This window comes from Brachybacterium sp. SYSU DS0246 (assembly GCF_059391765.1).
The window spans coordinates 56909-82921 of record NZ_JBZXYT010000005.1; the positions used below are offsets into that span (position 1 = coordinate 56909).

Consider the following 26013-nt stretch of genomic DNA (forward strand, 5'->3'; position numbering starts at 1 on the left):
TCCGACGACGGACCGGCGGCCCGATTCACCACGGCGGACGCCACTGTAGCGTCCCTGGCCGGGCAGTTCTGACGCGGGCCCCGCGGACGGCCGGAGACCTACCTCCCGGTCGCCCTCGCTCGCCGCGGGTCAGCCGCGCGCGATCCGCAGCGTCTTGATCTCGAAGGGGCGGAAGGCCAGCTCCACGCTGCCGTCCTCGCCGCGCGTCAGCGCCGAGCGGACAGCGGGGGCGTCCTCGCCGAAGGGCTGCTCGAGCAGGTCGACGACCGAGACGGCCGGCCCGAGCGCCCCGTCCAGCCTCACCGTCGCCGACGCACGGGCGCCCTCGGACTCGTACAGCCGCACCACGAGATCACCGGAACGGTCCTCGGCCAGCTTCACCGTCTCCATCAGCACGCTCGGGGAATCGACGGCGACCAGCGGCGCGGCGGCGGCCGGCGGCGCGGCGGCGGCCGGCGCACCGGCGCCGGCGAGGAAGCGCTCGGGCAGGTTGATCCGGTACCCCTCCTCGATGGCCTCGCGGATCCCCGCCCCGGGCCGCACCGCGACCCGCAGCGTGTACGTCCCGTGGTCGGCGCCGGGGTCGGGGTACTCCGGGGCGCGCACCAGGGTGAGCCGGGTCGTGGTGGTGGTCCCGCCGTCGCCCTCGCGCACGGTGCGCAGCACGTCGTGGCCGTAGGTGGAGTCGTTGGCGATGGCCACCCCGTAGTCGCCCTCGGCGAGGTGGACCCAGCGGTGGGCGCAGGTCTCGAAGCGGGCGAAGTCCCAGCTGGTGTTCACGGGGATGGGCCGGTCGAGGTGGCCGAACTGGATCTCGCTGCTGAGGTGGGCGGCGCGCACGTCGAGGGGGAAGGCGAGCTTGAGGGCCTTCTTGCGCTCGCGCCAGTCGATGTCGTGGATGATCTCCAGCGACTCGTCGTCCGGGCGCAGCCGGTAGGTCTTGACGATGGTGGACCCGGCGCCGGTGACGCCGGAGGTCTCGGCCCCGTCGGCCAGCGCGGTGGTGTAGGTGAAGGAGACCCGCACGCCGGCGTCGGCCTCGCTGACCTCGACGTCGGTGGGGGTCTCGAGGTCCCGCACCACGTGGCGGTAGAACTCGTCGATGTCCCAGGCGTCCCAGGCGTTGGGGGTGTCGCGGTGCAGCTGCAGCAGCGCGCCGCGGCTGCCGGGTGCGATGGCCTCGCGGCCGCTCGCGCGGTCCACCAACGAGGAGATCGCCCCGGAGGGATCCAGCACCGCGCGCACCGAGGCGTTCTCGATGGTGATGGTCCCGCCCTCGCGGATGACGACCACCGCTTCCTGGCCGTTGCTGACCGTCCCGGCGGAGTAGGCGGGAACGCCGCGGCGGGCGACGGGCGCGGTGTTCAGCAGCGTCCGGGAGGGGCAGCCGCCCTCCGCATCGGGTCCGTCAGCGGGCGTCTCGGGCCCTGTGCCCTTCGCGTCGCTGGCGCCGAGTGCGGACAGCGACTCCTCGATGATCCGTTCGGCGCGCTCGGCGATCCGGGCGTGCTGCTGCTCCGCCTCGCGGTGGACCCACGCGATCGAGGAGCCGGGGAGGATGTCGTGGAACTGGTTCAGCAGCGTGTCGTGCCACAGCGCCTCGAGCTCGTCGTACGGGTAGTCGTACCCGGCGCGGATCGCGGCGAGGGAGGCGAGGAACTCGGCCTCGTGCAGCACGTGCTCGCTGCGGCGGTTGCCCTGCTTGGTGCCCAGCTGCGCGGAGTAGGTGCCGCGATGCAGCTCGAGGTAGAGCTCCCCGTTCCACACCGGGGCGTCGGGGTACTCCTCCCTCGCGCGCTCGAAGAAGTCCTCGGCGGTGCCGAACTCGACGCGCGGGGAGCCCTCGAGGTCGGAGGCCCGGCGGCCCGCGGCCAGCATCTCGCGGGTGGGTCCGCCGCCCCCGTCGCCGTGGCCGAACAGGTCCATCCCGATGCTCGCGCGGCCCTTCTCCTTGAAGTTCCGCTCGAAGTAGGCCAGCTCGCCGCCGCTGAGGTCGCCGTTGTAGGTGTCGGCCGGCGGGAAGTGGGTGAAAACGCTGGTGCCGTCCAGGCCCTCCCAGCGGAAGGTGTGGTGGGGGAAGGTGTTGGTCTGGTTCCAGCTGACCTTCTGGGTCAGGAAGAACTCCTGGCCGGCGAGCGCGGCGATCTGCGGCAGCGCGGCGGAGTAGCCGAAGGAGTCCGGCAGCCACGTCTCCCGCGTCTCGACCCCGAAGTTCTCCCGGAAGAACCGCTTGCCGGCGATGAACTGGCGGGCCATGGCCTCGGAGCCGGGCATGTTGGTGTCCGACTCGACCCACATGCCGCCGACGGGCACGAAGCGCCCCTCGGCGACGTGCTCGGTGATCCGGGCGAACAGCTCGGGATAGCGGTCCTTCAGCCACTGGTACTGCTGGGCGGAGGAGGCGGAGAAGGTGAGGTCCGGGTCCTGCTCGAGCAGCGTGGCGACGTTGGAGAAGGTGCGGGCGACCTTGCGGACGGTCTCGCGCACGGGCCACAGCCAGGCGGAGTCGATGTGGGCGTGGCCGGTGGCCAGCACGGTCAGCGCCGAGGAGCCGGCCGGTCGTTGCAGCGCGGGGCTCAGCACCTCCCGGGCGGCCTCGGCGGTGCCGGGCAGGTCGTCCGGGTCGACGATGTCGCAGGCGACCTCGAGGGCGCGCAGGATCTCGTGGCGGCGCTGGCTGGTCTCCGGCAGCTCGGCCATCAGCCCGCTGAGGGCGCGGACGTCCTCGACGAGCTCCCAGATCCGGGTGTCGCGGCGGGCGAGGTGGAGCTGGGAGATCGAGTACAGCTCCTCCTCGGGGATGGTCGCGAGGTCACCGAGCGGGGTGGGGGCGAACGACCAGCCGCCCGAGACGGTGGGATTCGCGGCGCACTCGAGGTAGAGGTCGACCTCCTGGCCGGCGGCCAGGGGCAGGTACCGGTTGAAGGGGTTGATGGCCTTCAGCGGGACCCCGTCGGGGGTGAAGGCGAGCGCCTCGGCCTGGAAGCCGGGCATGCCGGTGAAGGCGAGGTCGACGAGGAGCTCGGGCGCGGAGGCGTCGTCGTCGGCCCACTCGGCGGGGACGGTGCCGGTGATGTGCAGCCAGGTGGTCGACCAGGCACGGCCCAGCGGCGCGCCGATCTCGATCGGCGCGTAGGGCGAGTCCTCCGCCGCATCCGCGCCGATGGCCTCGTGCGGGGGCACCGGCTCGCCGGGGAGGCGGTGGGCGGTGATCCGGACCGGGGCGGTCTCCTGGTAGATGCCGGGAACGAGGTGGTCGCGGGTGACGCGGCGGATCCTGGCCTCGGTGAGTTCCCTGTCGTCGAACATGAAGGTGCTCCTCAGGGCGCGCTCGGCGCCGGCTGATGGGGCCGGGCGGTGCCGGCAGACGGGTTCGCGGGGCGGCGGGCCGAGCCGCCGCCGATGGCCGAGCTTAGCGACCGCGTGAGCCGTGCGTCACGTCCGCGGGCTCAGGCTCGCCGGCCGTGGGCGGCCAGGACGGCGTCGGCCAGGCGCGGCATCACCTCGCGGTGGGCGTCGCAGAAGTCGTGGGAGGTGCCGACCACCAGGGCGAGATCGGCCGCATGGTCCACCCAGAACGCGGTGCCCCGCATCCCGAAGTGGCCGACGGTCTCCTCGCTGTTGGCGGTCCCCGTCCAGTGCGGCGACTTGGCCCCGCGCACCTCGAACCCCAGCCCGAAGGGGTTCGGGCTCTGCTTGCCGAAGCCCGGCATGATGCCCACCAGCTCCGGGAACGACGGGGTGGTCGCGGCGGTGAACCACTCCGGCTCCAGCAGCGTCGGGCGCAGCACCTCCGCGGCGAAGCGCGCCAGGTCGCTCAGGGGGCCGCGGGCGCCGACGGAGGCCGAGCCGCCCCATTCCAGGCGGCTCATCCCCAGCGGGCGCGCGACCTTCTCGGCCACCCAGTCCCCGAAGTCGCAGCCGGTGGCACGCTCGATGTGGCGGGCGGCCTCGTCGATGCCGAAGTTGGAGTAGTGGCGACGCTGCCCGGGTGCCTGCAGCGTCCCGTCGGACTCGTAGAAGTACCCCGAGGCGTGGGCCAGCAGGTGGCGCAGCGTCGCGCCGGGCGGGCCCACCTCGTCGTCGAGGCCGACGTACCCCTCCTGCAGCGCGATCGCGCTCGCGTAGCCGGTGAGGGTCTTGGTCACCGAGCGCCAGCGGCGCGGCAGGTCGAGGTCGCCGCGCTGCTCACGCACCCCGTCGGGCCCGAGCACGATCGCGGCGGCCTCGAAGCCGAAGTCCTCCAGCAGATCGAGGGCGCTCATCGCGCGGAGTCGCCGAAGCGGGCGAGGATCTCGTCGCTGAGGCCGGGCCAGATCTCCACGTGCCGGGAGCCGAAGGGCTCGGCGCCGAGGAAGGCGGCGGCCAGGGAGCGCGTCGGGTCGACCCACAGGAAGGAGCCGGACTGGCCGAAGTGCCCGAAGGTCTCGGGGGCGGCGCCGGCGCCGGTCCAGTGCGGATCCTTGCCGTCCCGGATCTCGAACCCCAGGCCCCAGTCGTTGGGCTTCTGGCGCCCGTAGCCGGGCAGGATGCCGGCCAGCCCCGGGAACTGGACGGCGCTCGCCTCGCGCCACAGCTCCCGCGAGATCAGGGTGGGCTCGAGCAGCTCCCGGCCGACGGCCAGCAGGTCCCGGATGCTGCCGCGGTATCCGGCCGCCGGGGAGCCGGTGACCTCGACGTCGCGCAGTGAGAGCCCCTGGACGACGGTCTGCTCCATCCAGTCCTCGTACTCGTACCCGGTGGACTGCTCGACGTGGGCGGCGAGGACCTCGAAGCCGGTGTTGGAGTAGATGCGGCGGGTGCCGGGCGCGGCGACCGTCGACTCCCCGTCGAAGGCGTAGCCGGCGGTGTGCGCCAGCAGGTGGCGGACGGTGGCGCCCTCGGGTCCCGCGGGCTCGTCGAGGCCCACGAGCCCGCGCTCGACGGCGATCAGCACGCCGAGCGCGGCGAGCGGCTTGGAGACGCTGGCCAGATCCCACACCCGCTCGGCATCGCCCTGGGTGTGCACGGTGGCGCCGGCGTCGGTGACGCCCAGGGCGTGCTCGAAATCGACGTCGACCGGGATCTCGGGCGGGCGGGCCTGGTCGGGCCGGCGGGCCTGGCCGGACCGGTCAGGCCGGCGGGGCTGGTCGGGCGGGGGCTGGCTCGCGGTCTCCACGCCTCAAATATGGCACGGGGGCCCGTCCGCCGCGGGCCCGACGGACCGGCCCGCGCTGCTGACCCACTGGAAACCAGGTGCCGACCTGCGGCGTCACAGAACCCTCACAAGAATCTCGGAGACCAGTCGACTTTTCCCCTTGTTTGCACTTCCTTGACCCGTGCAGGATGAAGCCCACATCTCGTACAGATGCCCAGAAAATCAGTCCGTCAGGGGAGAACAGAGGGGAACAGATCATGTCGATCATCACCGGAAGCAGTGCACGAGCAAGCGGCCCGGCCGCGCCCGGCCGTTCCAGGACACCGACCCGCCGCACCCTGCTGCTCGGGGTGGGCACGCTGGGCGCCGGGCTCGCCGTGGGCGCCGGCCCCGCTGCCGCGGCCCCGACGCTGCGCAAGGGGGACCGCAGCTCGGACGTGACGGCCCTGCAGGAGGACCTGACTTCGCTGAGCTACTGGTGCGGCGAGGCCGACGGCGGCTTCGGGCACATCACCGAGCAGGCCGTGTTCGCCCTGCAGAAGGCGGGAGGCCTGGCCACGGACGGCGTCGTCGGCCCGGACACGTACGGCGCGATCGCGGACGGCGTCCAGCCGAGCCGGGAGCAGACCGAGGGGTACAGCTTCGAGGTCGATCTCAGCACGCAGCTGATCACCGCCACCTGGGACAGCGACCTGCGGTACATCCTGAACACCTCCACCGGCAGCGGCGAGGAGTACTACTCCGACGGGCGCTGGAAGACGGCGACCACGCCGGAGGGCGACTTCGAGATGTACTTCTTCTACCCCGACGGCTGGCAGTCCGGCTCGCTGGGGGACCTGTACCGCCCCGGGTACTACGACCGCGGCTGGGCCATCCACGGATCCACGTCGATCCCGACCTACCCGGCCTCCCACGGCTGCTGCCGCATCTCCACCGCCGCCACCGACATGCTGTGGTCGCGCGGCTGGATGGTCGAGGGGCGTCGCGTCCACGTCCACGCCTGACCTGCCCGCCGGGAGTCCTTTACGGTTCCTGCACGAATCCCTTGCTGCCCCACCGCTCCGTCGGCGGGTCGATGACCTGGCCACGCGCTACGATCGGGAGGGCGAACAGCCCCGTCGGCCGGCGGGGTGCAGGGACAGCGACAGCGAAGGACCACCGTGGGGATCTTGGATCGGATCGAGCGCGGCCTCGACCGCGGCGTGACGAGCGTGTTCTCGCCGGGGCGCGGGCAGCTGAAACCCCTCGACCTCGCGCAGGGGCTCAAGCGCGAGTGCGACGACCAGATCCAGGTGCTCGACCGCACCCGGACCCTGGCGCCGAACGTGTACACGATCTATCTCCATTCCCAGGACTTCGACCGCTTCGCCTCCTGGCAGGACACCCTGATCGACGAGCTGCAGCGACTGCTCATGGAGCACGCCGAGAAGCAGCGCTACATGTTCGCCGGCGGTGTCGTGGTGGGCCTGGAGCGCGACGACGAGGTCCGCCCCGGCCGTTTCGAGACCGAGTCCCGCACCGAGCGCGGCAGCGTGGCCCCCGCCACCGGCGCCGCCCGCTCCGGGGCAGGATCCAGCCCCATCGTCGAGATCGACGGCCAGCAGTACCTGCTGACGGGGCCGGTGACGGTGATCGGCCGCGGCGGCGACGCGGACATCATCCTCGAGGACACCGGGGTCTCCCGCCATCACCTGGAGCTGCGCACCGACGGCGAGGGCGCGCTGGTGGCGACCGACCTCGGCTCGACCAACGGCACCTTCGTCGACGGCGAGCGGATCCGCACGCCGGTCCCCCTGCAGGACCGTTCGCTGATCAAGATCGGCCGCACCCGCCTGACCGTGCTGCTCCCGGCCGCCGGCCCGGTCAGCTGGTGACCGGGTGACGATCACATGAGCGAACTGACCCTCGTCGCCCTCCGCCTGGGCTTCGTCCTGGCGCTGTGGGTGTTCGTGATCATCGCGGTGCTGGTGCTGCGCAACGACCTGTTCGGGACCACGGTCGTGACCCGCTCCAGCCGCGATCCGCGCCGTGAGCAGCGCCCTGCCTCCACCGCTCCCGGCGGGAACTCCTCGCGGTCCGACGCCGACCCGTCCGCGCTGCGCACCGACCCGGAGGTCACGGCCACCGCGATGGTCGTCACCGCCGGTCCCCTGCGCGGGACCTCGCTCACGCTGGGTTCCACCCCGATCCTGATCGGACGTGCCCCCGAGTGCACCCTCGTGCTCGATGACGACTACGCCTCGAACCGCCACGCCCGCGTCTTCCAGCGCGAGGGCGAGTGGATGGTGGAGGATCTGGGCTCCACCAACGGCACCCTGGTCTCCGGCCGGCGCATCGAAGGATCCGTACCGTTCAGGCCCGGTGCTCAGGTGCGGATCGGCCGCACCGAGATCGAGCTGAGACGAGGTCCGCGATGAGCATCGCCCTGCGGTACGCCGCCCGCTCCGACGTCGGCCTCGTGCGGTCCAACAACCAGGACTCCGGCTACGCGGGCAGTCACCTGCTGGTGGTCGCCGACGGCATGGGCGGCCACGCCGGTGGCGACGTCGCCTCCTCCGTCGCCATCGGGCGGCTGGCCGGGCTCGACTCGGACACGCCCGCCTCGGACATCGTCGCGACCCTCGAGGAGTCCGTGCTCGATGCCAACCAGGAGATCCTGCGCCGGGCGCGCGACGAGCCGCAGCTGCGGGGCCTGGGCACCACCATCACCGCCCTGCTGCGCGCCGAGGGCAAGTTCGCCCTCGCCCACATCGGCGACTCCCGCGCCTACCTGCTGCGCGAGGAGGAGACCACCCAGGTCACCAAGGACCACACCTTCGTCCAGCGCCTGCTGGACGAGGGCCGGCTGACCGAGGAGGAGGCCGAGCGCCATCCTCAGCGCTCGGTGCTGATGCGCGTGCTCGGCGACGTCGACGCCGACCCCGAGCTGGATCTGTCGCTGCGCCCGGCCCATCCGGGCGACCGCTGGATGCTGTGCTCGGACGGCCTGTCGGGCCTGGTCTCGCTGGACACGATCGACGCCACCCTCAAGGAGTTCGCCGATCCCGGCGAGTGCGCCGACGAGCTGGTCCAGCTGGCCCTGAAGGGCGGCGGTCCCGACAACATCACCTGCATCGTCGCCGACGTCATCGATCTCGACGAGCTGCCCCGCGGCGAGGAGGCCCCGTCCTCCGCCCCGCAGATCGTGGGCTCGGCGGCGCGCAACCGCAATCAGCCCACCGCCGCCTCCGGCCCCGCCGCGAAGGCGGCCGCACTGACCCGCGAGGAGCCGGAGGTCCCCTACGAGGACGAGGACTTCTCCGAGGACGAGCCGCCGCGGCGCAGCCCCTGGCCCGCGCTGGTGGCGATGGTGCTGCTGGTCGCGCTGCTGGGCGGTGTGCTGTGGGCGGGGTACGCCTGGTCCCAGCGGCAGTACTACGTGGGCACCGACGGCACCGACGTGGTCCTCTACCAGGGCCTCTCCCAGGATCTCGGCCCGATCTCGATGTCCGACCCGGTCGAGGTCACCGACGTGGCCCTGGACGATCTTCCCGAGGCGACCCGTCAGCAGGTCGAGAACACGATTTCGGCGAGCGACCGGGACTCGGCCGAGGCGATCATCGACCGCCTCGAGCAGGTCGCCGCCGCGAACCGGCCGCCTCCCAGCTCTCCCGCCCCCTCCGACGGCGGAGGCCCCTCCGACGGCGGAGGGATCGGCGGGAGCACCGGCGGCGGCGCGAGCCCCGGCCCGGGTGAGGAGACCTAGTGGCCACCATCGTGTCCTACACCGCTCGCCCGCGCCGGCTGACCCAGGCCGCGCTGCTGGCGTTCGCGGTCGCGATCGGCCTGGGCGCCTACGCCCTGGTGGGTCTGGGGCGCTACGAGGAGCTGCCGGCGAACCTGCCGCAGTACGCCGTCGGCGCCGTGGTGCTCGCCGGGGCGCTGCAGATCGCGGTCATGTGGCGCGCACCGTACGCGGACCCGGTGATCCTGCCCGTGGTGGTGCTGCTGAACCTGCTGGGCATCGCGGTGATCGAGAGCGTCCACGCCGCCCATGAGATCTACTCGGTGCGCTCTTCCGGCAGCGCCGACCGGCAGATGCTGTGGGCCGCGATCGGGGTGATGCTGTGCGTGGGCGTGCTGGTGCTCCTGCGCGATCACCGCCACCTGCGCCGCTACTCATGGATCTCCGCGGTGACCGGTGCGGTGCTGCTGCTGCTGCCCCTGCTGCCGGTGATCGGCTCCGCGCGCTACGGCTCCCAGATCTGGATCTCGATCGGCAGCTACAGCTTCCAGCCTGCCGAGCTGGCCAAGATCGCCTTCGCGATCTTCTTCGCCGGCTACCTGGTCTCCCGCCGCGACACCCTCGCCCTGGCCGGGCCCAAGGTGCTCGGCATCCACCTGCCCCGCTGGTCCGACTTCGGCCCGATCCTGGTGGCCTGGGGCTTCGCGATGGCGGTGCTCGTGTTCCAGACCGACCTGGGCACCTCGCTGATGTTCTTCGGCCTGTTCGTGGTGATGCTGTACGTGGCCACGGACCGCCTGAGCTGGCTGGTGATCGGGGCCGTGCTGTTCCTGCCGCCGGCCATCTTCGCGGCCACCCAGATGGGCCACGTCAAGACGCGCATCACCTGCTGGCTGGACCCGCTCTCCAGCGCGAACTTCAGCACCTGCGAGCAGATCGGTCAGGGCCTGTTCGGACTCGCCAACGGCGGGATCACCGGCGCCGGCCTGGGTGAGGGACGGCCCGACGTGGTGCCCTTCGCCGAGTCCGACTTCATCTTCGCCTCCTTCGCGGAGGAGCTGGGGCTGGTCGGCGCCTTCGCCCTGCTGCTGCTGTACCTGCTGCTGGTCCAGCGCGCCGTGCGCGCCGCCGTCGGCATCTCCGACGGGTTCGGGACCCTGCTGGCCGGCGGTCTCGGCTTCGTCCTCGCCCTGCAGGTGTTCGTCGTCGTCGGCGGCCTCACCCGGGTGATCCCCCTGACCGGCCTCACGCTGCCGTTCCTGGCCGCCGGCGGCAGCTCGCTGGTGTGCAACTGGATCGTCGCGGGCATCCTGGTGCGGCTCTCGGACGCCGCCCGCCGGCCCGCCGCCCGCAACGTGCCCGGGGCGAACGGCACCGGCGGCGAGACCGCACGGCCGGTCCCGCACGGCACCGGCGGGGAGGTGATGGAGTGAACAGGCCCCTGCGCCATGTGTGGCTGGTGATCAGCGTGCTGTTCGTGCTGCTGTTCACCTCCACCACCTATTTCCAGGTCGTCGCCCAGGACCGGCTGAACGCCCACGGCGAGAACGACCGCACCCGCTACAACGAGTACGGCCGCCACCGCGGCCCGATCGTGGTCGACGGCGAGGTGATCGCGAGCTCGCAGGAGTCCGGGGACACCTACGGGTACCTGCGCGGCTACGACCCCGGAGCCATGTACGCCCCGGTCACGGGCTACTACTCGGTGGTCTACGGCTTCTCCGGCATCGAGCGGGCCCTGAACGACACGCTGTCCGGTGAGGCCGATGCGCTGTTCTACCACCGCATCTCCGACATCCTCTCGGGCAAGCAGGGTCGGGGGGCGACGGTCGAGCTGACGCTGGACTCCGGCGCCCAGGAGGCCGCGTGGGAGGCGCTGGACGGCCGCCGCGGCTCCGTGGTCGCGCTGGACCCGGAGACCGGGGCGATCCTGGCCATGGTCTCCTCCCCCAGCTACGACCCCAACCGACTGGCCTCCCACGACATCGGGGCGGTCCAGGACGCCTGGACGGAGCTGAACGAGGATCCCCAGCGCCCGCTGACCAACCGCGCCATCGGCGGGGACCTCTACCCGCCCGGCTCGGCGTTCAAGCTCGTCGTCGCCGCGGCCGCCCTCGAATCCGGCACGGCCACCGCGGACTCGGTGATCCCGGGGCCGGGGACGTACCAGCTGCCGAACTCGTCGTCGGTGATGAACAACCATGCCGGCGGCGGCACCGAGCCCTGCGGGCCCGGTGAGGAGTCCACCCTGGCCGACGCCCTGCGCCAGTCCTGCAACACCTCCTTCGCGCTGCTCGGGCAGCAGGTCGGCGAGGACCAGCTGCGCAGCACCGCCGAGGAGTTCGGCTTCGGTCAGCGCCTGGAGATCCCGCTGTCGGTCACGCCGTCCTCGATCGGCACCGATCTCGATCCCGCCCAGCTCGCCACCACGTCGATCGGGCAGTTCGAGACCCGGGTGACGCCGCTGCAGATGGCCATGGTCGCCGGCACCTTCGCCAACGACGGGGTGGTGATGCAGCCGCAGCTGGTCCAGGCCGTGCGCACCAGCGACCTCTCCACGGTGGCCGAGCTGACCCCGGACGAGCTCGGCCAGCCGGTCAGCGCCGCCAACGCCGCCCAGATGCGCCAGATGATGGTCGGCGTCGTCGAGGACGGGACCGGGACGGCCGCGGCCGTCGACGGCGTGGAGGTCGGCGGCAAGACCGGCACCGCGCAGTGGGGCCAGGACCGCGCGGCCCACTCCTGGTTCGTGGGCTACGGGCAGACCGACGAGCAGAAGGTGGCGCTCTCGGTCGTGGTCGAGGAGGGCGGATACGGGTCGCAGACAGCGGCACCGATCGCCCAGGACGTGATGGAGGCGGTGATCGATCCATGAGGACCGAACCAGGACTCGTGCTCGAAGGGCGCTACGAGCTGACCTCGCTCATCGCCACCGGCGGCATGGGACAGGTCTGGAAGGGCCAGGACCAGGAGCTCGACCGCAAGGTGGCCGTCAAGGTGCTGCGCGAGGAGTACGCCGGGGACGAGGGCTTCCTCAAGCGCTTCCGCGCCGAGGCCCGCCACACCGCCGCCCTCTCGCACGACGCGATCGCCGCCCTGTACGACTACGGCGAGCTGGACGGGCGCGCCTACATCGTCATGGAGCTCTGCCCCGGGCGGCCGCTGTCGGACATCATCGAGGAGAACCCCGGCGGGCTGCCCGAGAAGCGGGTCATCTCGATCCTCATCGAGCTCGCCCGCGCGCTGGATGCCGCCCACTCCAAGGGGGTCGTCCACCGCGATGTGAAGCCGGAGAACGTGCTGGTCGACGAGGACAACGGCTGGTCGATGAAGATCACCGACTTCGGGATCGCCCGCAGCAAGGACCAGGCGCGGCTGACCAAGACCGGCCTGGTGATGGGCACCGCCCAGTACCTCTCCCCCGAGCAGGCGATGGGCAAGCAGGCCACCTCCCTCTCGGACATCTACGCCCTGGGGATCGTGGCCTACGAGATGCTCGCCGGCCACCGGCCCTTCACCGGCTCCAGCCAGGTCGAGATCGCCATGGCCCAGGTCAAGCAGCAGCCCCCGGAGCTGCCCGAGGCGATCAACGAGGATCTGCGGCGCCTGGTGATGATGACGCTGGCCAAGGCCCCGGCCAACCGCCCCCGTTCGGCGGCGGCGGTGGCCCGGATCCTGGAGGCCATCCAGCGCGGCGTGGAGCCGCGCTTCACCACCGGCGCGATCCCGGTCACCCGGGTCGAGGACCACGACTGGACCGGTGAGAACGCCGTGCGCGGCGAGGGCGGCACCGGGGAGCGTCCGCGCACCGGGCCGGGCGCCTCGCCGACGGGGACCCGGACCGCCGCGATGCCGCTGCCGCTGTCGGGCCGGGGCCGAGGGGTCCGGCACCGCTCCGGCGCGTCGGCGACCTCGGCGCGCTCTGCTGCGTCGGCCGGTTCCGCTGCGTCGGCTGTCTCTGCCGGGTCCGCGCGCTCCGCGGCGTCCCCGTCGCCGGCGCCGCGCACCTCGTCGCGGGAGCGGACCGCAGACCGGTCGTCCCGGGACGGGACGCCGGGCGGGGTGGACACCGCCGCCTCGGCCCGGACCGTGCGGGGCACCTCGACGGGCCGACGGATCGGGCCGCTGTCCCTGCCCGGGCTGATCCTGGTGATCCTCGTGGTGGTGGTCATCGCGGTCGCGGTCGCCGGAGGAATGGGATGGTTGCCCCTGGGCGCGACGGGGCTCGGCCCCGTCGACCAGTTCGACCGGTTCGACCAGGTCGGGCCCGGGGAGACGGTGTCAGCACGTACGATGAACGGATCGGTCGGTGTCGGCCACGGCACGAGGACAGGTGTGGAGTGAGCGAAGAGAACGTGGTCCTGGGAGGCCGCTACGTGCTGGGGCGCATCCTCGGGACAGGCGGCATGGCCGAGGTGTTCCTGGCGGAGGACACCCGCCTGCACCGCACGGTCGCCGTCAAGGTGCTGCGATCGGACCTGGCCCGGGATTCGAACTTCCAGGAGCGGTTCCGCCGTGAGGCGCACAGCGCCGCCTCGCTGAACCATCCCTCGATCGTCGCCGTGTACGACACCGGCGAGGAGCACCAGAGCACGGTCACCGGCGCCGACGTCACCATCCCCTACATCGTGATGGAGTACGTCCACGGCACCACGTTGCGCGAGCACGTCGACCCCCCGATGGACGCCCACCAGGCCGGGGAGGTCATGGCCGCGCTGCTCAGCGCCCTGGAGTACTCGCACCGGGCCGGGATCGTCCACCGCGACATCAAGCCGGGCAACGTGATGATCACCGACTCGGGCGCGGTCAAGGTCATGGACTTCGGCATCGCCCGTGCGGTCGCCGACGCCACCAGCGCGATGACGGCCACCCAGGCCGTGATGGGCACCGCCCAGTACCTCTCGCCGGAGCAGGCCCGCGGCCAGCTGGTCGATGCCCGCTCGGACATCTACTCCGCCGCATGCGTGATGTACGAGATGCTCACCGGGCGCCCGCCGTTCACCGGCGACACCCCGGTCTCCATCGCCTACCAGCACGTGCGCGAGGAGCCTCAGCCCCCGTCGGCCTACAACCCCGCGATCACGCCCGCTCTGGATGCCGTGATCCTCACGGGCCTGGCCAAGGACCGCGAGAAGCGCTACCCCAGCGCCGTCGCGTTCTCCCGCGACATCGCCGCCGCCGTCTCCGGCCGCACCCCGGCACTGGTCGCCGGGGCCGTCCCGGCAGGGTCCGATGCCGAGGCCACCACCGTGCTGGGCCCGGTCGACGACGCCACCGAGGCGCTGCCGGCGATGAGCGCTGCCGGCGCGGCCGCCGGGGCGGGAGCGGCCACGACCACGCGGGCCGCGGACTGGAGCAGCGGCGCGCCCGCTGAGCCCACCGGTCTCACTCCCCACTCCCCCGCGGAGGTCGAGGAGGAGCCGAAGCGCAAGCGCCCCTGGTGGCTGATCATCCTGGTCCTGCTCGCCGTCCTCGCCCTGATCGCCGCCGCGCTGGTCTACTTCAATCCCTTCGGACCCTCCGAGCCGGAGACCGTGGCGGTGCCGGCCGTGGCCGGTGAGACCGAGGACGAGGCCCGCACGATCCTCGACGAGGCCGGGCTCGAGGCCGAGTTCAGCCAGGTCGCCTCCCAGGACGTGGAGGCCGGGACCGTCATCGAGACCGATCCGCCGGAGGGCGAGGAGGTCGAGGCCGGCTCCACCGTGGCGGTGACCGTCTCCGCCGGTCCGGAGGCGGTGGAGGTCCCCGACGTCACGGACATGAGCCGCGAGGAGGCCGAACAGGCCCTCGAGGACGCCGGGCTCGACTCGGAGGTCGCCGGCGAGGAGGATGCGGCGAAGGAGCGCGGCACCGTGCTGCGGTCCGATCCGCAGGGCGGCACCAGCACCGAGCGCGGCACCGTCGTGCAGCTGACCGTCGCCTCGGGCGACGTCGAGATCCCCAACGTCGAGGGCGTCGCCCTGGAGCAGGCCCAGGAGTCCCTGGAGGCGCGCGGCTTCGAGGTCGCCTCCTCCGAGCGGGAGGACGCCGAGGCGGACCCGGGCACGGTGCTCACCCAGACGCCCACCGCCGAGAGCGGGACCGCGCCGTACGGCTCCCGGGTCGACCTGGTGGTGGCCGCGGCGCCCGGCCCCGTGGCGGTGCCCAACGTCACCGGCCGCACGCTCGAGGAGGCCCAGCAGGTGCTCGGCGATGAGGGCTTCGGCACCGTCACGGAGCGGGAGAACTCCGACAGCGTGGAGGAGGGACGGGTGATCCGCACCGACCCCGAGGCCAACGAGGAGGCCGAGCGCGGCTCGACCGTGACCATCGTGGTCTCCGACAGGCCGGAGGCCACGCCCTCGCCGACCCCCAGCGACTCACCGAGCCCGTCGCCCAGCGACACTCCGAGCGAGACGCCCAGCGAGACGCCGAGCGAGACGCCGAGTGAGGAGACCGGCGGCGGGAACGGCAACGGTGGCGGGAACGGCAATGGCGGCGGCAACGGCAATGGCGGCGGCGGGAACGGCGGCGGCAACGGCAATGGCGGCGGCGGGAACGGCGGCGGCAACGTCGACGATGCCGTCGGAGGAGGAAACGGTGGCGACTGATACCTCTCCGGCTCGCGTGCTGGTCATCGACAACTACGACAGCTTCGTCTACACGATCGTCGGATACCTCCAGCAGATGGGCGCCCGGACCGTCGTGGTGCGCAACGACGAGGTCCCCGCCGACGAGGCGGGCGCCGTCGACCTCACCGGATTCGACGGGGTGCTGATCTCCCCCGGTCCCGGCAACCCGACCACGGCCGGCCGCACCCTCGAGGTGATCGGCGCCTGCGCCGAGGGATCCGTGCCGATGCTCGGGGTCTGCCTGGGCCATCAGGCGCTGGGTCAGTACTTCGGGGCCACCGTCGGCCATGCCCCGCAGCTCATGCACGGGCGCACCAGCGACCTCACCCATGAGGGGCGCAGCGTCTTCGCCGGGGCCCCGTCGCCGATGACGGCGACCCGCTATCACTCGCTGACCGTCGTGCCCGAGACGATCCCCGAGGTCCTCGAGATCACCGCCCGCACCGCCGACGGCATGGTGATGGGCCTGGTCCACCGCGAGCTCCCGCTGCACGGCGTCCAGTTCCACCCCGAGTCCGTGCTCACCGAGAACGGGCACCTGATGCTGGCGCGGTTCCTCGAGCTGTGCGACGGCATCGACGCCGCCGAGCGCTCCGCGGGGCTGAAGCCCCTCATGACCGCCGGCTGAGCAACCGGCGGCACGGGTCAGACGGCCGGCGCACCGGTCTGGCCGGGGGCTCCGCGGGATCCGACGAGGCCGTCGTTCAGCGGCACGTAGGGCGCGATCGCGGGGAAGACCCACCCGAACAGGGCCACCACGATCGCAGCCAGCAGCAGCACGGTGATCACGATGCGCGCCCACCGCGGGCCGGGCAGGTGCCGGAACAGCCAGGCGTACATCAGCTCTCCTCCTCGCGCGCCACGGGGAGGGTGACGGCCGCCGCGGTCGCGTCCTCCTCGTCACTCCCGTCGGTCGCTCTCTCCGCAGCGCCGGCCCCGTCGGACGCCCCGCCCTGCGCGGCGAGGGCCTCCGGGATCCCGTCGGCGCGGTCGGTCCAGTACGCGAACTCGGCGTGGACGATGTAGCGCTCGCGCGCCGAGTACATCGGGTGGCAGGCCGTCAGGGTCAGCATCCGCTCGGTGGGCTCGGCCTCGGGATCCGCCGGGTTCGGGGCGATCACCTCGACGTCCTGGGGCATCACGATCAGCGACTCGGTGACCTCGTAGACGTAGAACGCCTCGGCGGTCTCGACGACGATCGGATCGCCCGCCTCGAGCCGGGCGATGTCCTCGAACGGCCGGCCGTAGGTGTTGCGGTGCCCGGCCACGGAGAAGTTCCCGACCTGGCCGGGCAGTGCGGTCTGTGGATAGTGGCCCACGCCCTTGACGTTGAGGACGTCCTCGAGGCTCACGCCCTCGGCCAGCGGGAAGCGCTCGCGATCGAAGGCGGGCACGTGCATGGTTCCCCACACCATGTTCTCGCCGGGGATCTCGGGCACCGGGGGCGGGCCCTCCTGGGCGGGGGCGATGCGCTCCTGGTCGACCTGACCCCACTCGGAGTCGAGACCGGCGATGATGCCGGACTGCTCCCGATCGGCCATGACGTCGGTCCACCACAGCTGCCACACCAGGAACAGCAGCAGCAGCACGCCCGCCGTCAGCAGCAACTCCCCCAGGACACCGATCACGCCGCCGACGACGCCCGAGCCGCGCTGCTGCGGCCGCGCGCGGTGCCGGGATCGTCGGGCCATCACGCGGCCTGCGCGACGTCGAGCGTGAGGGACCCCGAGAAGGCGGGCAGGGTCTGTGAGTCCAGCGTCTCGATGCGCTCCCCCAGACCCACGTAGTCCACCCATTCACGGTACACCGAAACCCCCTGCGACTCGTCGAGCGCTGCGAGCATCTCCTCGGTGGGGCCGATGACGGTGATCACGAAGGGCGGGGAGTAGACGCGGCCTTCCAGCAGCAGCGTGTTGCCGGCGCAGCGGAAGGCACTGCCGTTGATCACACGCTGATCCTGCAGCATCATCGCCTCCGCGCCGCCGGCCCAGAGCGCGTTGATGTAGGACTCCATGTCCTGCTGGTGGACCACGAGATCATCGGGCTCGACGTCCGGGACGGAGCCCAGCGCGCTGTTGGGCGCGTCGGTCAGGGTGATTCGCAGGGCGGGCCCGCTGACCTCGCTGAGCCCGACGGCGTCGGAGACCTCCGTGGTGCGCTCGTCGGCCGCGGCGTTCCCGCCCTCCTGCGTCAGCTCCTCGATCTCCGCGCGCTTGGCCTCCGCGTCCTCGGTGAGCTCCTCGATCGTCCGCCCGCGCTCCTGCAGCACCCCGGCGACGTCGCCGCTCTCGTCACGCAGTGAGCTGCCGCCGGCCAGCCGGCCGGTGGTGGCGAACAGGAGACCGCACAGGATCATCACGGCCACGACCCCGATCCGGCCCCGGACCCGACGCGACGACGGGGCCGCAGGCCCGGCGGGGCCGGGGACGGGAGTGGGATGCTCGGCCGACTCGACGGTGTCGGCGCCGTCAGCGCGGCTCGCGGGATCTTCCGCCATGGTCACTCCTCGCTTCGCGCCCTCAGTCGACGACCATTACCCTAGGCCAAGGTCCGCGTCCGCGGGCCCGTGCGGCACCGCCGCGCGATCGGCCGCCTCGAGGGAGCACCGTTTCATGGCCAGGAGCAGGAAGAAGTCGTCCGCGCGCGCGACGTCGAAGGCGAAAGCTGGGGACACGCCCGTCGCGCCCGAGACGGACGACCTCGACGAGCTCGGCTCCGACGGCAGCGGGACGGATGCGGCCGAGGCCGACGGCACGGCCACGTCCGACGCGGCCGACGGCGACAGCGCTGCCGGCAGCGGCGCAGACCACGCCGAGACAGACGTAGACGCAGACGCAGACGCAGACGATGCCTCGGAGGCCACGGCCTCCGAGAGCGCCAGCGGCAAGGACCCCGTGAAGCGCTCACGCGCCGCGGGGGCGAAGGATCCGGTGGCGACGAAGGGCAAGCGCTCCGGCGGCAAGAGCACGAGCGCGGGCAGCGAGGTCACCGAGAAGGCGAAGGACGCCACGCGCACTCCGTCGGCGAAGAAGGCCGCGGCGGCGGAGACCGCTCGCACCACGCGGCGCCGGGTCGCCGCGGAGGCGCCGAATCCCCCGTGGCTGGCGCCCGCCGCGGTGGTGTTCCTGATCCTGGGCCTGCTCTACCTGGTCACGTACTACCTCTCCAGCGGCCAGCTGCCGCTGCCGATCGGCGACTGGAACCTCGCGGCCGGCTTCGGCGTGATGCTCGTCGGCGGCGGCATGCTGATGTTCTGGAAATAGGCTCCGCCGGACAGAGCTCCGCCGGACAGAGCTCCGCCGGACCCGCGCGCGATGGGGAGTTCTCCCCACCGCGCGGCGGGTCGCGCCCGGGTAGTCTGACCTCGACCGACCACCTCCAGGGGCCGATAGGCAGCTGGGGCCCATGATCCGACGGGGGAACCATGAACACCATCTCGGCGCGGCGCCGACTGATCGCCGTCTTCGTCCTGCCGTTCGTCCTGCTCCTCGCCGGATGCGGGCGTCTGCACGCCGACTACGAGATCCAGGACGTCGACACGATGAACGTGTCCGTCGACTTCGGGATCGAATCGGAGCTCATCGAAGGCGAGTACGCCAGCGCCGAGGAGATGTGCAGCGACTCGCAGCAGGAGGGCGAAGCCACCTTCGGCCAGGCCGAGGTCACTCCGTACGAAGAGGACGGGTACTGGGGCTGCCGCGCCTCGGGCGTCCTGGAGCGCGCACAGTTCGCCGAGGGCATGGAGCTGACCGAGGAGGACGGCCAGTTCCACCTCACGATGGACCTGGGGACCGACGGTGAGTCCCTCAGCCAGGAGGATCTCGAGTTCGCCTACGGCGACCAGATCAACGAATTCGACTTCCGGGCCACCTTCGCCTTCCCGGGCAAGGTGCTCGAGTCCCGCGGCGGCACGATCGACGGCAACACCGTCACCTACACGGACGTCAGCGAGTTCTCCGAGGGCGTGGACATCACGGCGGAAGCCGGCGGGTTCCCCTGGTGGATCGTCATCGTCATCGCGCTCGTGCTGGGCTTCCTCCTGCTGCTCGTGCTCGCCGCTGTGGCCTTCTTCGTGATCCGGTCGCGGCGCAAGAAGGGTGGCGGATCCGGTGGTGCGAGCGTTCCGGCGGCCTTCGGCGGCCCGGGATCCCAGGCGCCCGCAGCAGCTCCGCAGGGCGGCCAGGGCCAGCCGTGGGGCCAGGCCTCGCCGCCGCCCGCGCCTCCGCAGGGCGGCCAGGGTCAGCAGTGGGGCCAGCCGAACCAGGGCTATGGCTACCCGGGAAGCGATCCGCAGAACCCGCAGGGCGACAACCGGCCTCCGCAGCCGCCGCAGGCTCCGAGCTGGTGATCGCCCGGCGGCCGGGCCGGCCGTGCACCGTGTGAGCAGGCTCATGGGCGCACGATTGGCGCCGATCTGGCCGGGGTACTAGACTCGACCAGGTCGGTTTCACCGGCAGGCGCCCGTAGCTTAACGGATAGAGCATCTGACTACGGATCAGAAGGTTGGGGGTTCGAATCCCTCCGGGCGCACTTCAGGAAAACGGCCCTGACCGGCGAGAATTCGCTGATCAGGGCCGTTTCGCATGGGCGGGCGTCCTGGGCGGGCCCGGACGCGCCGGAGCCCGGCCGCCACCACGTGACCGGCCGGGCTCCGGGAGCTCGCGGGAGGGACCTCAGCGTGCGGCGGCGAGCACCTCGCGCACCGAGCCCCAGGACTGCATCAGGTCCCGGGCCTCGAGATGGGTCTCCGCGGCGATCGCGTCGGTGCGGGCCAGTTCGAGCAGGTCGTCGATCTCGACCCGCTCGCCCCGGTCGACGGAGGCGACGGCCGCCTCCACCATGGCGAAGCTCAGCAGGTTCTCGTGGACCTCGCACATCGGGGTGCGGCCCTCCTGCAGTGCGCTGACGAACTCGATCAGGGAGGCCGCGATCTGGTCCGGCTCCTCCCCCGTCTCCGAGTCGACCTCGGCCTGCAGGCGTGCGGTGGCCTCCTCGTCGTCGGTCCCCAGCACCGGCGCTCCCTTGCCGTCCCAGGTGGCCGAGCCGAGCTGTGCCCCGATCCGCCACTCGCTGTTCCAGTACGTCGGCAGGCCCCGGGCGTTCCAGGTGCCGTTGTAGACGAACAGGGAGCCGTCGGACATCTCGAACGTCGCCGTCACGGTGGCGTCGTGGGAGTACACGCTCCACTCCGGCTGCGCGCCCCGGGCGGTGACCGCGACCGGGTCCGCGTCCATGATGTAGCGGGCGGTGTCGAAGGCGTGGATGCCCATGTCCCGCAGCAGCGGATGCAGCTGGGTGCGCCGATATCCCTCCATCTCCGTGAACAGGGAGAAGAAGGCGCTGGTCAGAACCGTCGGCCCGTGGGCGGCGACGAAGCTGCGCAGCTGCCGGACCTGACGGAAGAACCGCCGGGACTGGGAGACCATGAACGGCACCCCGGTCAGCTCGGCGTGGGCGAGCAGGCTGAGGGCCTCGGGAAGAGTCTCGGTGACCGGCTTCTCGCCGAGGACGGGGATCCCGGCGTGCAGCGCCTTGACGGTCACGGGATGATGCGCGACCGGGACGGTCGGGTTCACGATCAGGTCCGCACCGACCTCCAGGGCCAGATCGGTCCCGTCGGCCCCGGTGCTCACCGCCGACGGATCGGCGATGCCGGACTGCTCGATGACGCGCTGCGGGGCGCCCTCGACGAGATCCGCCACGCCGACCAGCTCGGCGACGTCGCTGGCGACGATCTCGCGGGCCCACCAGCTGCCCATGCCGCCTGCGCCGACCACGACCACGCGGGCGGGGCGGTCGGCCGGGAGCCGTGGGAAGCCGGTCAGCTCGGGGTCGAGGACGGGAGCCGCCGAGGTGTCCGTGCCGGGGACGCTGAGGACGTCAGATGACATGGGTGACCTCCTCGCCGCGGAACCAGTCGCGCGGCGCGTTGGCGATCTTCACCGGAGCCTGGTCGTGATGCTCGGGGCGGGCCCAGGTCACGGCGTTGGCCAGCACGCGCTGGATGTCGCGCTGGAAGTAGACGGGGTACTCCTGGTCGCCGGGGCTGAAGTAGAAGACCTTGCCCTTGCCGCGGCGGAACACGCAGCCCGAGCGGAACACCTCGCCCCCGGTGAAGGAGGAGACGAAGACCAGCTCATCGGGCGCGGGGATGTCGAACATCTCGCCGTAGGTCTCCTGCTCGGGCACCAGGATCGGGTGCGGGACGCCGCGGGCGATGGGGTGGGAGCCGCTCACGGTCCAGACCCGCTCCTCCTCAGCCTCGTTGCGCCACAGCAGGTTGCAGGTGGTGCCCATGAGCAGCTTGAAGGGCTTGGAGTAGTGCGCCGAGTGCAGCGGGATCAGACCCATGCCCTCGTGCACGCGGCGCGCCACCCGGGCGGCGACCTCGTCGGGGACGTCGCCGTGGGCCATGTGGCCCCACCAGGTGAGAACGTCGGTCTCGGCCAGGGCCTCCTCGGAGAGGGAGTCCTCGATATCGTCGAGCAGGGCGATGCGCACCTCTGCCTCGACGCCGTCGGCCGCGAGGTGCTCGCGCAGGCCGTCGGCGATGACGGTGTGCATACCCTCCGGGTAGATCTCCTGAACCTTCGGATCGACCTTCTCGTGCCGGTTCTCGCCGAAGACGGCGATGCGCAGTGTCATGTCAGTCCCTTGTTGTCTGGCTGTGGCCGCACCCGTGCGGGCGGCCGATCCATCGTAGGCACGCGGCCCGGCGCCGACGCAGTCCTGTCCGCGACTCGCCGGAAGGGATACCGCGCGCCGTCCCGGCGTCCATACGTGCAGACAACCGTGACCCGGATGTGACCTGTTACTCACCGGAAGCCGACTATGGTCGACGCAGGTTCCCTCAATGGCGAGGGAGCCTCTTCTTCGTTCGGCCCAGATCCGCCTCAGATCTCGCGCGTGCTCACCAGCCGGCCGTCGGCCTCCAGATGCTTCTCCAGCGCGGCGGCCGTCTCCCGGTGCGCGCGGGCCGCACGATCGCGGCCGACGGTGCCGCCGAGCGCGAGACCGGCCCCGGCGCCCCACCGGTAGCGCACATCGGTGGTGTGGTCGCGCTCGCGGAACTCGATCTGGGCGGTGAGGAAGAACCTCCGGCCTGCCAGGGCGCCGAGCAGGATGGTCCGCCGGCGGCTGCCGCGCTCGTAGTCGACCCGGCCGGGTCCGCGTTCGCGCGGGCTCCAGCCGTGCTCACGGAAGAACCTCTCGACGCTCTCGCGCGTGTCGTCGTGGTCTCCGCGGACGACGTAGACGACCTGGTCCGAGGGGCCCGTCTCGGCTGGGTTCCTGCCCGACGGCGTCTTCATGGGGTCCCGGGGCGGAGCGCGCTGCGGGCCCCGGACGCGTCCGCGAGCCGGGCCGGGCCGATGCGGCGCAGCTCGGCGTTGCCGAGGTGGGGGACGTCGCGGTGGTCGTGGGGATCCTCGGCACTGCCGAGGGCGAGGGCGATCTGGAGGACGTCGCCGTGGGCGACCAGCACCACGGGGGCCTCGGCGGCCCACCGGTCCGCATCGCGCAGCACCGCATCGACCCGCTCGGCGACCGCGCGGACCGGCTCGACCTCGTGCTCGTGCTCCCCGCGGCCGCGATCCACGGCCCACACCTGGTCGTAGGAGCTGACCGGCCCCTCGTCGTGCGTCCCGAAGCTGCGCTCACGCAGGCGCTGATCCAGCCGGGGCGCCGCCGCCCCGATCCCGGCGGCGAACTCCTCGGCGGTCTCGCGGGCCCGGGCGAAGTCGCTGGAGACCACGTTCGTGGCGGGCCCGAGCCCGTGGGCGGCGGCATCGGCCGCGGCGCGGCGGGCCTGCTCCCGGCCGAGCTCGGTGAGCCCCACCTCGACCAGTGCCCTGGGGCCGGGCGCGGAGACGATCAGCCCCTCGACATTGGCCGTGGACTCGCCGTGCCGCAGCACCCAGATGTCGCTCATGGTCAGGGGGCGAGGACCTTGCCGGGGTTGAGGTTGCGGCCGGGGTCGTTGTCCGCGAACAGGCCGCGGACCATGCGGGCGCCGACCTCGCCGATGTCCTGGACCATCCAGGGCTGGTGCTCGGTGCCCACGCCGTGGTGGTGGGAGACGCCGGAGCCGAGGTCCACGAACGCCTGCTGGACGGCGTTCTTGGCGTCGTAGTACTCCGCCAGCGCGGTCTCGTCGCTGGCGTAGGGGAAGGCGAAGGTGAAGTAGAGGCAGGCGCCGCCGTGGTAGCTGTGCGACATGTGGCAGAACATGAAGCCGGGCCCGTCGGCCGCCTGTCGCACCCCGTGGAAGGCGTCGTAGACGGTGGCGTGGACCTCGTTGAGGTTCGACCAGCTGGCGCCGGTCTCGCACACGTCGCCGAAGACCTGGTAGTTCAGCAGGAAGTCGCGCAGGTAGGGGGTGTCGAACTTCTTCTGGTCGTAGACCGCGCCGGGCCCGGCGCCGAGGGTGATGCCGCCGTTGCGGGAGACGATCTTCTTGACCATCGCCTTCTCGCGCTCGACGCGCTCCTTGGTGCCCTCGAAGCAGACGTAGGAGATGCACATCCCCTCGGTGGTGTCCCAGCCCTTGGAGCGCAGGAAGGCGAACAGCCCGTCCTGGGCCTTGCCCATCAGCTTGCTCTTGGTGGAGGTGGGTTCCTTGACCAGGGCCAGGCTGAAGCGGGTCTCGGGGCCATCGGAGAGACGGGTGAAGGTGGGCTTGACCTCTGAGCGCGCGATCGCGTGCATGCCGCGGATGCCGTGCTCCCAGTCGGGGTACATGTAGGCGATCACCTGCCGCACCGGGGCGGTGCGGTGGACCTGGACGGTGCACTCGGAGATGACGCCCAGGCGGCCCTCGCTGCCCAGGATCATCTCGTGCACGCTGGGCCCGGCGTCGCGGCCGGGGATCGCCTTGGTCACGGCCACGCCGTCGGGGTGGACCATGCGCAGCCCGCGCACCATCTGCTCGATGTCGCCGTAGCGGTCGGACTGCATGCCCGAGGAGCGGGTCGCCGCCCAGCCGCCGACGGTGGAGTAGGTGAAGGAGTCCGGGAAGTGACCCATGGTCCAGCCCAGCTCGTTCAGCTGCTCCTCGAGGTCGGGCCCGTAGGCGCCGGCCTGGACTCGGGCCAGGCCCGAGGTGTCGTCGATCTCGACGACCTCGCGCAGCCGGCCGAGGTTCATGGTGAGGATGGGGCGCTGCTCCGCCTCGTCGGGCGTGAGGGAGCCGGAGATGCACGAGCCGCCGCCGTAGGGGATCAGCACCAGGTCGTGCTCGATCACCAGGCGCAGGATCGCGGCGATCTCCTCCTCGCTGCCGGGGTAGACCACGGCGTCGACGAGGCGGGTGAAGTCCCCGGCCCGCGCACGGAAGAGGTCGGGCAGGGAGCGGCCGAAGGAGTGCAGGACCCGGAACTCGTCATCGTCCAGCAGGTTCTCGGGGCCGACGATCGCCGCCAGGCCGTCGCGCTGGGCGGCGCCCAGGCGGGAGGCGGGCACCTGGTGCTCGGAGAGATCGGGGGCGACGGGATCCGGCTTGGAGAGCAGGTCCAGGCCGATCTTCTCCTTCGCCAGCGGAGCGAACCCTGGTTTGTTGCGCCAGTTGAAGGTGACGTCGTCCAGGCCCCAGCCCCACCACTTGTGGCGCTTGACCTCGCGGGCGCTCAGGGGTGCGCTCATGCGGGTTCCTCCTCGTCCGGGGCGGTGCCGCCGGCCTCGCCGGCAGCGTTGCCCAGGACGTCGTCGTAGTGCTGGTCGTACAGGTCTTTGACGCAGGCGCGGATGCGGGCCGAGAACTCGACGGCGGACTCGTCCTCGTGGGAGATCATCGGCTCGCCGAAGACGACGGCCACCGGCGGGCGGCCCTTCTTCGGCCAGCTGCGGCCCTTGGGCATCGCCTCATAGGCGCCGATGATTGCGGCGGGGATCACCGGGACGCCGACGCCGATCGCGAGCGCCGCCCCACCCGGTTTGAACTCGCCCATCCTGCCGGTCTTCTGCCGGCTACCCTCGGGGAAGACCAGGATCGGCACCCCGGAGCGCAGCAGGCGCCGGGAGTAGCCGGAGTACTTCCGGCTGCCGCCGCGATCGATCGGGAAGGCGTTGAACATCCAGCGCACGAACCAGCGGCGGTACCAGACGGTGAAGAAGTAGTCCGCGGCGACCCCGGTGGACAGGAACCTCGCCTGCGCCCAGGGCAGGCCGGCGGCGAGCATCGGGGCGTCGATGTGGCTGGAGTGGTTGGCGACCAGGACGAACGGTCCGCGCACGGTGCGCACCCGGCGGTGGACGACAGCGGTGGTGGTGAGGTTCGCCCCGACCACGCTGCGGAAGAAGATGCGCTGGAGGACGAAGCGGATGCCGGCGCGCCAGCGCGAGCGGTACTTGGCCAGGTCCCCTTCGGGCTTCTCCCAGCCCTGGCCGCGGGAGCGGGCCGAGAGGGAGTGCAGCAGGCGCTGGGAGCGAGAGGCCCCGTCGGCCGCCTTCGGGGTGGGCTTGCCGGGACCGGGCGTGCCGGGCTCGGGCGTGGCGGCAGTGGGTTCGTCGTCGGCCGGGCCGCCGGCGGAGGTCGTGGGGGTCAT

General features: G+C 72.0%; 23 protein-coding genes and 1 tRNA gene. 12 read left to right on the plus strand and 12 right to left on the minus strand.

What is annotated here, in order from left to right:
* Positions 1 to 129 precede the first annotated feature (129 nt).
* The 3 genes from AC5020_RS03805 to AC5020_RS03815 form a co-directional block, all read right to left on the minus strand.
* On the minus strand, positions 130 to 3309 hold the full coding sequence (locus tag AC5020_RS03805) for an alpha-mannosidase (protein WP_464987289.1): 3180 nt from the start codon (positions 3307 to 3309) through the stop codon (positions 130 to 132).
* Positions 3310 to 3449: 140 nt separating this feature from the next.
* Positions 3450 to 4265: a serine hydrolase domain-containing protein gene (locus AC5020_RS03810; RefSeq protein WP_464987290.1), complete on the minus strand. Its 816-nt coding sequence runs from the start codon at positions 4263 to 4265 to the stop codon at positions 3450 to 3452.
* A complete protein-coding gene (locus tag AC5020_RS03815) occupies positions 4262 to 5158 on the minus strand; it encodes a serine hydrolase domain-containing protein (protein ID WP_464987291.1) in 897 nt (298 codons plus the stop codon). The genes AC5020_RS03810 and AC5020_RS03815 overlap by 4 nt, the downstream gene beginning before the upstream one ends.
* Before the next feature lie 236 nt (positions 5159 to 5394).
* On the opposite strand from AC5020_RS03815, the gene AC5020_RS03820 reads away from it, so the two are divergent.
* The 9 genes from AC5020_RS03820 to AC5020_RS03860 all read left to right on the plus strand — a co-directional run bounded on the left by AC5020_RS03820 (position 5395) and on the right by AC5020_RS03860 (position 16100).
* Positions 5395 to 6141: a L,D-transpeptidase family protein gene (locus AC5020_RS03820; RefSeq protein WP_464987292.1), complete on the plus strand. Its 747-nt coding sequence runs from the start codon at positions 5395 to 5397 to the stop codon at positions 6139 to 6141.
* Between the two features lie 156 nt (positions 6142 to 6297).
* Positions 6298 to 7011 (plus strand): FHA domain-containing protein, encoded by a 714-nt coding sequence (locus AC5020_RS03825; protein WP_464987293.1) that lies wholly within the window; start codon positions 6298 to 6300, stop codon positions 7009 to 7011.
* Positions 7012 to 7026: 15 nt separating this feature from the next.
* Entirely contained in the window at positions 7027 to 7554 is a 528-nt protein-coding gene (locus AC5020_RS03830) for an FHA domain-containing protein FhaB/FipA (protein WP_377018377.1), read from the plus strand.
* Positions 7551 to 8882 carry a PP2C family protein-serine/threonine phosphatase gene (locus AC5020_RS03835; RefSeq protein ID WP_377018378.1) on the plus strand — a complete coding sequence of 444 codons (1332 nt, stop codon included), beginning with the start codon at positions 7551 to 7553 and terminating at the stop codon, positions 8880 to 8882. The genes AC5020_RS03830 and AC5020_RS03835 overlap by 4 nt, the downstream gene beginning before the upstream one ends.
* Positions 8882 to 10294 (plus strand): FtsW/RodA/SpoVE family cell cycle protein, encoded by a 1413-nt coding sequence (locus tag AC5020_RS03840; protein WP_464987294.1) that lies wholly within the window; start codon positions 8882 to 8884, stop codon positions 10292 to 10294. The genes AC5020_RS03835 and AC5020_RS03840 overlap by 1 nt, the downstream gene beginning before the upstream one ends.
* Positions 10291 to 11736: a peptidoglycan D,D-transpeptidase FtsI family protein gene (locus AC5020_RS03845; protein WP_464987295.1), complete on the plus strand. Its 1446-nt coding sequence runs from the start codon at positions 10291 to 10293 to the stop codon at positions 11734 to 11736. The genes AC5020_RS03840 and AC5020_RS03845 overlap by 4 nt, the downstream gene beginning before the upstream one ends.
* A complete protein-coding gene (locus AC5020_RS03850; protein ID WP_464987296.1) occupies positions 11733 to 13205 on the plus strand; it encodes a serine/threonine-protein kinase in 1473 nt (490 codons plus the stop codon). The genes AC5020_RS03845 and AC5020_RS03850 overlap by 4 nt, the downstream gene beginning before the upstream one ends.
* Positions 13202 to 15451 (plus strand): Stk1 family PASTA domain-containing Ser/Thr kinase, encoded by a 2250-nt coding sequence (pknB, locus tag AC5020_RS03855; RefSeq protein ID WP_464987297.1) that lies wholly within the window; start codon positions 13202 to 13204, stop codon positions 15449 to 15451. Before AC5020_RS03850 ends, pknB begins: the two co-directional genes overlap by 4 nt.
* Positions 15420 to 16100, plus strand: coding sequence for an anthranilate synthase component II (locus AC5020_RS03860; RefSeq protein WP_494564390.1), 681 nt, complete (start codon positions 15420 to 15422; stop codon positions 16098 to 16100). Before pknB ends, AC5020_RS03860 begins: the two co-directional genes overlap by 32 nt.
* Before the next feature lie 17 nt (positions 16101 to 16117).
* Here AC5020_RS03860 and AC5020_RS03865 read toward each other — a convergent pair whose 3' ends face one another.
* From AC5020_RS03865 to AC5020_RS03875, 3 genes are read right to left on the minus strand one after another with little or no spacing between them, the layout of a single operon-like run.
* Positions 16118 to 16312 (minus strand): hypothetical protein, encoded by a 195-nt coding sequence (locus AC5020_RS03865; protein WP_377018384.1) that lies wholly within the window; start codon positions 16310 to 16312, stop codon positions 16118 to 16120.
* Positions 16312 to 17163 (minus strand): class E sortase, encoded by an 852-nt coding sequence (locus AC5020_RS03870; protein ID WP_464987298.1) that lies wholly within the window; start codon positions 17161 to 17163, stop codon positions 16312 to 16314. Before AC5020_RS03870 ends, AC5020_RS03865 begins: the two co-directional genes overlap by 1 nt.
* Entirely contained in the window at positions 17163 to 17969 is an 807-nt protein-coding gene (locus AC5020_RS03875; RefSeq protein WP_464987299.1) for a DUF881 domain-containing protein, read from the minus strand. The genes AC5020_RS03870 and AC5020_RS03875 overlap by 1 nt, the downstream gene beginning before the upstream one ends.
* A 115-nt stretch (positions 17970 to 18084) precedes the next feature.
* On the opposite strand from AC5020_RS03875, the gene AC5020_RS03880 reads away from it, so the two are divergent.
* From AC5020_RS03880 to AC5020_RS03890, 3 genes are all read left to right on the plus strand, one after another.
* Positions 18085 to 18735 (plus strand): cell division protein CrgA, encoded by a 651-nt coding sequence (locus AC5020_RS03880; protein WP_464987300.1) that lies wholly within the window; start codon positions 18085 to 18087, stop codon positions 18733 to 18735.
* A 161-nt stretch (positions 18736 to 18896) separates the two neighbouring features.
* A complete protein-coding gene (locus AC5020_RS03885; protein ID WP_377018388.1) occupies positions 18897 to 19820 on the plus strand; it encodes an LppM family (lipo)protein in 924 nt (307 codons plus the stop codon).
* Between the two features lie 109 nt (positions 19821 to 19929).
* Positions 19930 to 20002: transfer RNA gene (locus tag AC5020_RS03890), tRNA-Arg, on the plus strand.
* Positions 20003 to 20145: 143 nt separating this feature from the next.
* On the opposite strand, the gene AC5020_RS03895 is transcribed toward AC5020_RS03890, so the two are convergent.
* From AC5020_RS03895 to AC5020_RS03920, 6 genes are all read right to left on the minus strand, one after another.
* Entirely contained in the window at positions 20146 to 21363 is a 1218-nt protein-coding gene (locus AC5020_RS03895) for a Gfo/Idh/MocA family protein (protein WP_464987301.1), read from the minus strand.
* Complete coding sequence (locus AC5020_RS03900; RefSeq protein WP_377018392.1) at positions 21353 to 22117, minus strand: ThuA domain-containing protein; 765 nt, start codon at positions 22115 to 22117, stop codon at positions 21353 to 21355. Before AC5020_RS03900 ends, AC5020_RS03895 begins: the two co-directional genes overlap by 11 nt.
* Positions 22118 to 22365: 248 nt before the next feature.
* Positions 22366 to 22782, minus strand: coding sequence for a hypothetical protein (locus AC5020_RS03905; protein ID WP_464987302.1), 417 nt, complete (start codon positions 22780 to 22782; stop codon positions 22366 to 22368).
* A complete protein-coding gene (locus AC5020_RS03910) occupies positions 22779 to 23402 on the minus strand; it encodes a histidine phosphatase family protein (RefSeq protein WP_464987303.1) in 624 nt (207 codons plus the stop codon). Before AC5020_RS03910 ends, AC5020_RS03905 begins: the two co-directional genes overlap by 4 nt.
* A gap of 2 nt (positions 23403 to 23404) precedes the next feature.
* Positions 23405 to 25111: an FAD-binding oxidoreductase gene (locus AC5020_RS03915; RefSeq protein WP_464987304.1), complete on the minus strand. Its 1707-nt coding sequence runs from the start codon at positions 25109 to 25111 to the stop codon at positions 23405 to 23407.
* Positions 25108 to 26013, minus strand: a complete 906-nt coding sequence (locus AC5020_RS03920) for a lysophospholipid acyltransferase family protein (RefSeq protein WP_464987305.1) — start codon at positions 26011 to 26013, stop codon at positions 25108 to 25110. Before AC5020_RS03920 ends, AC5020_RS03915 begins: the two co-directional genes overlap by 4 nt.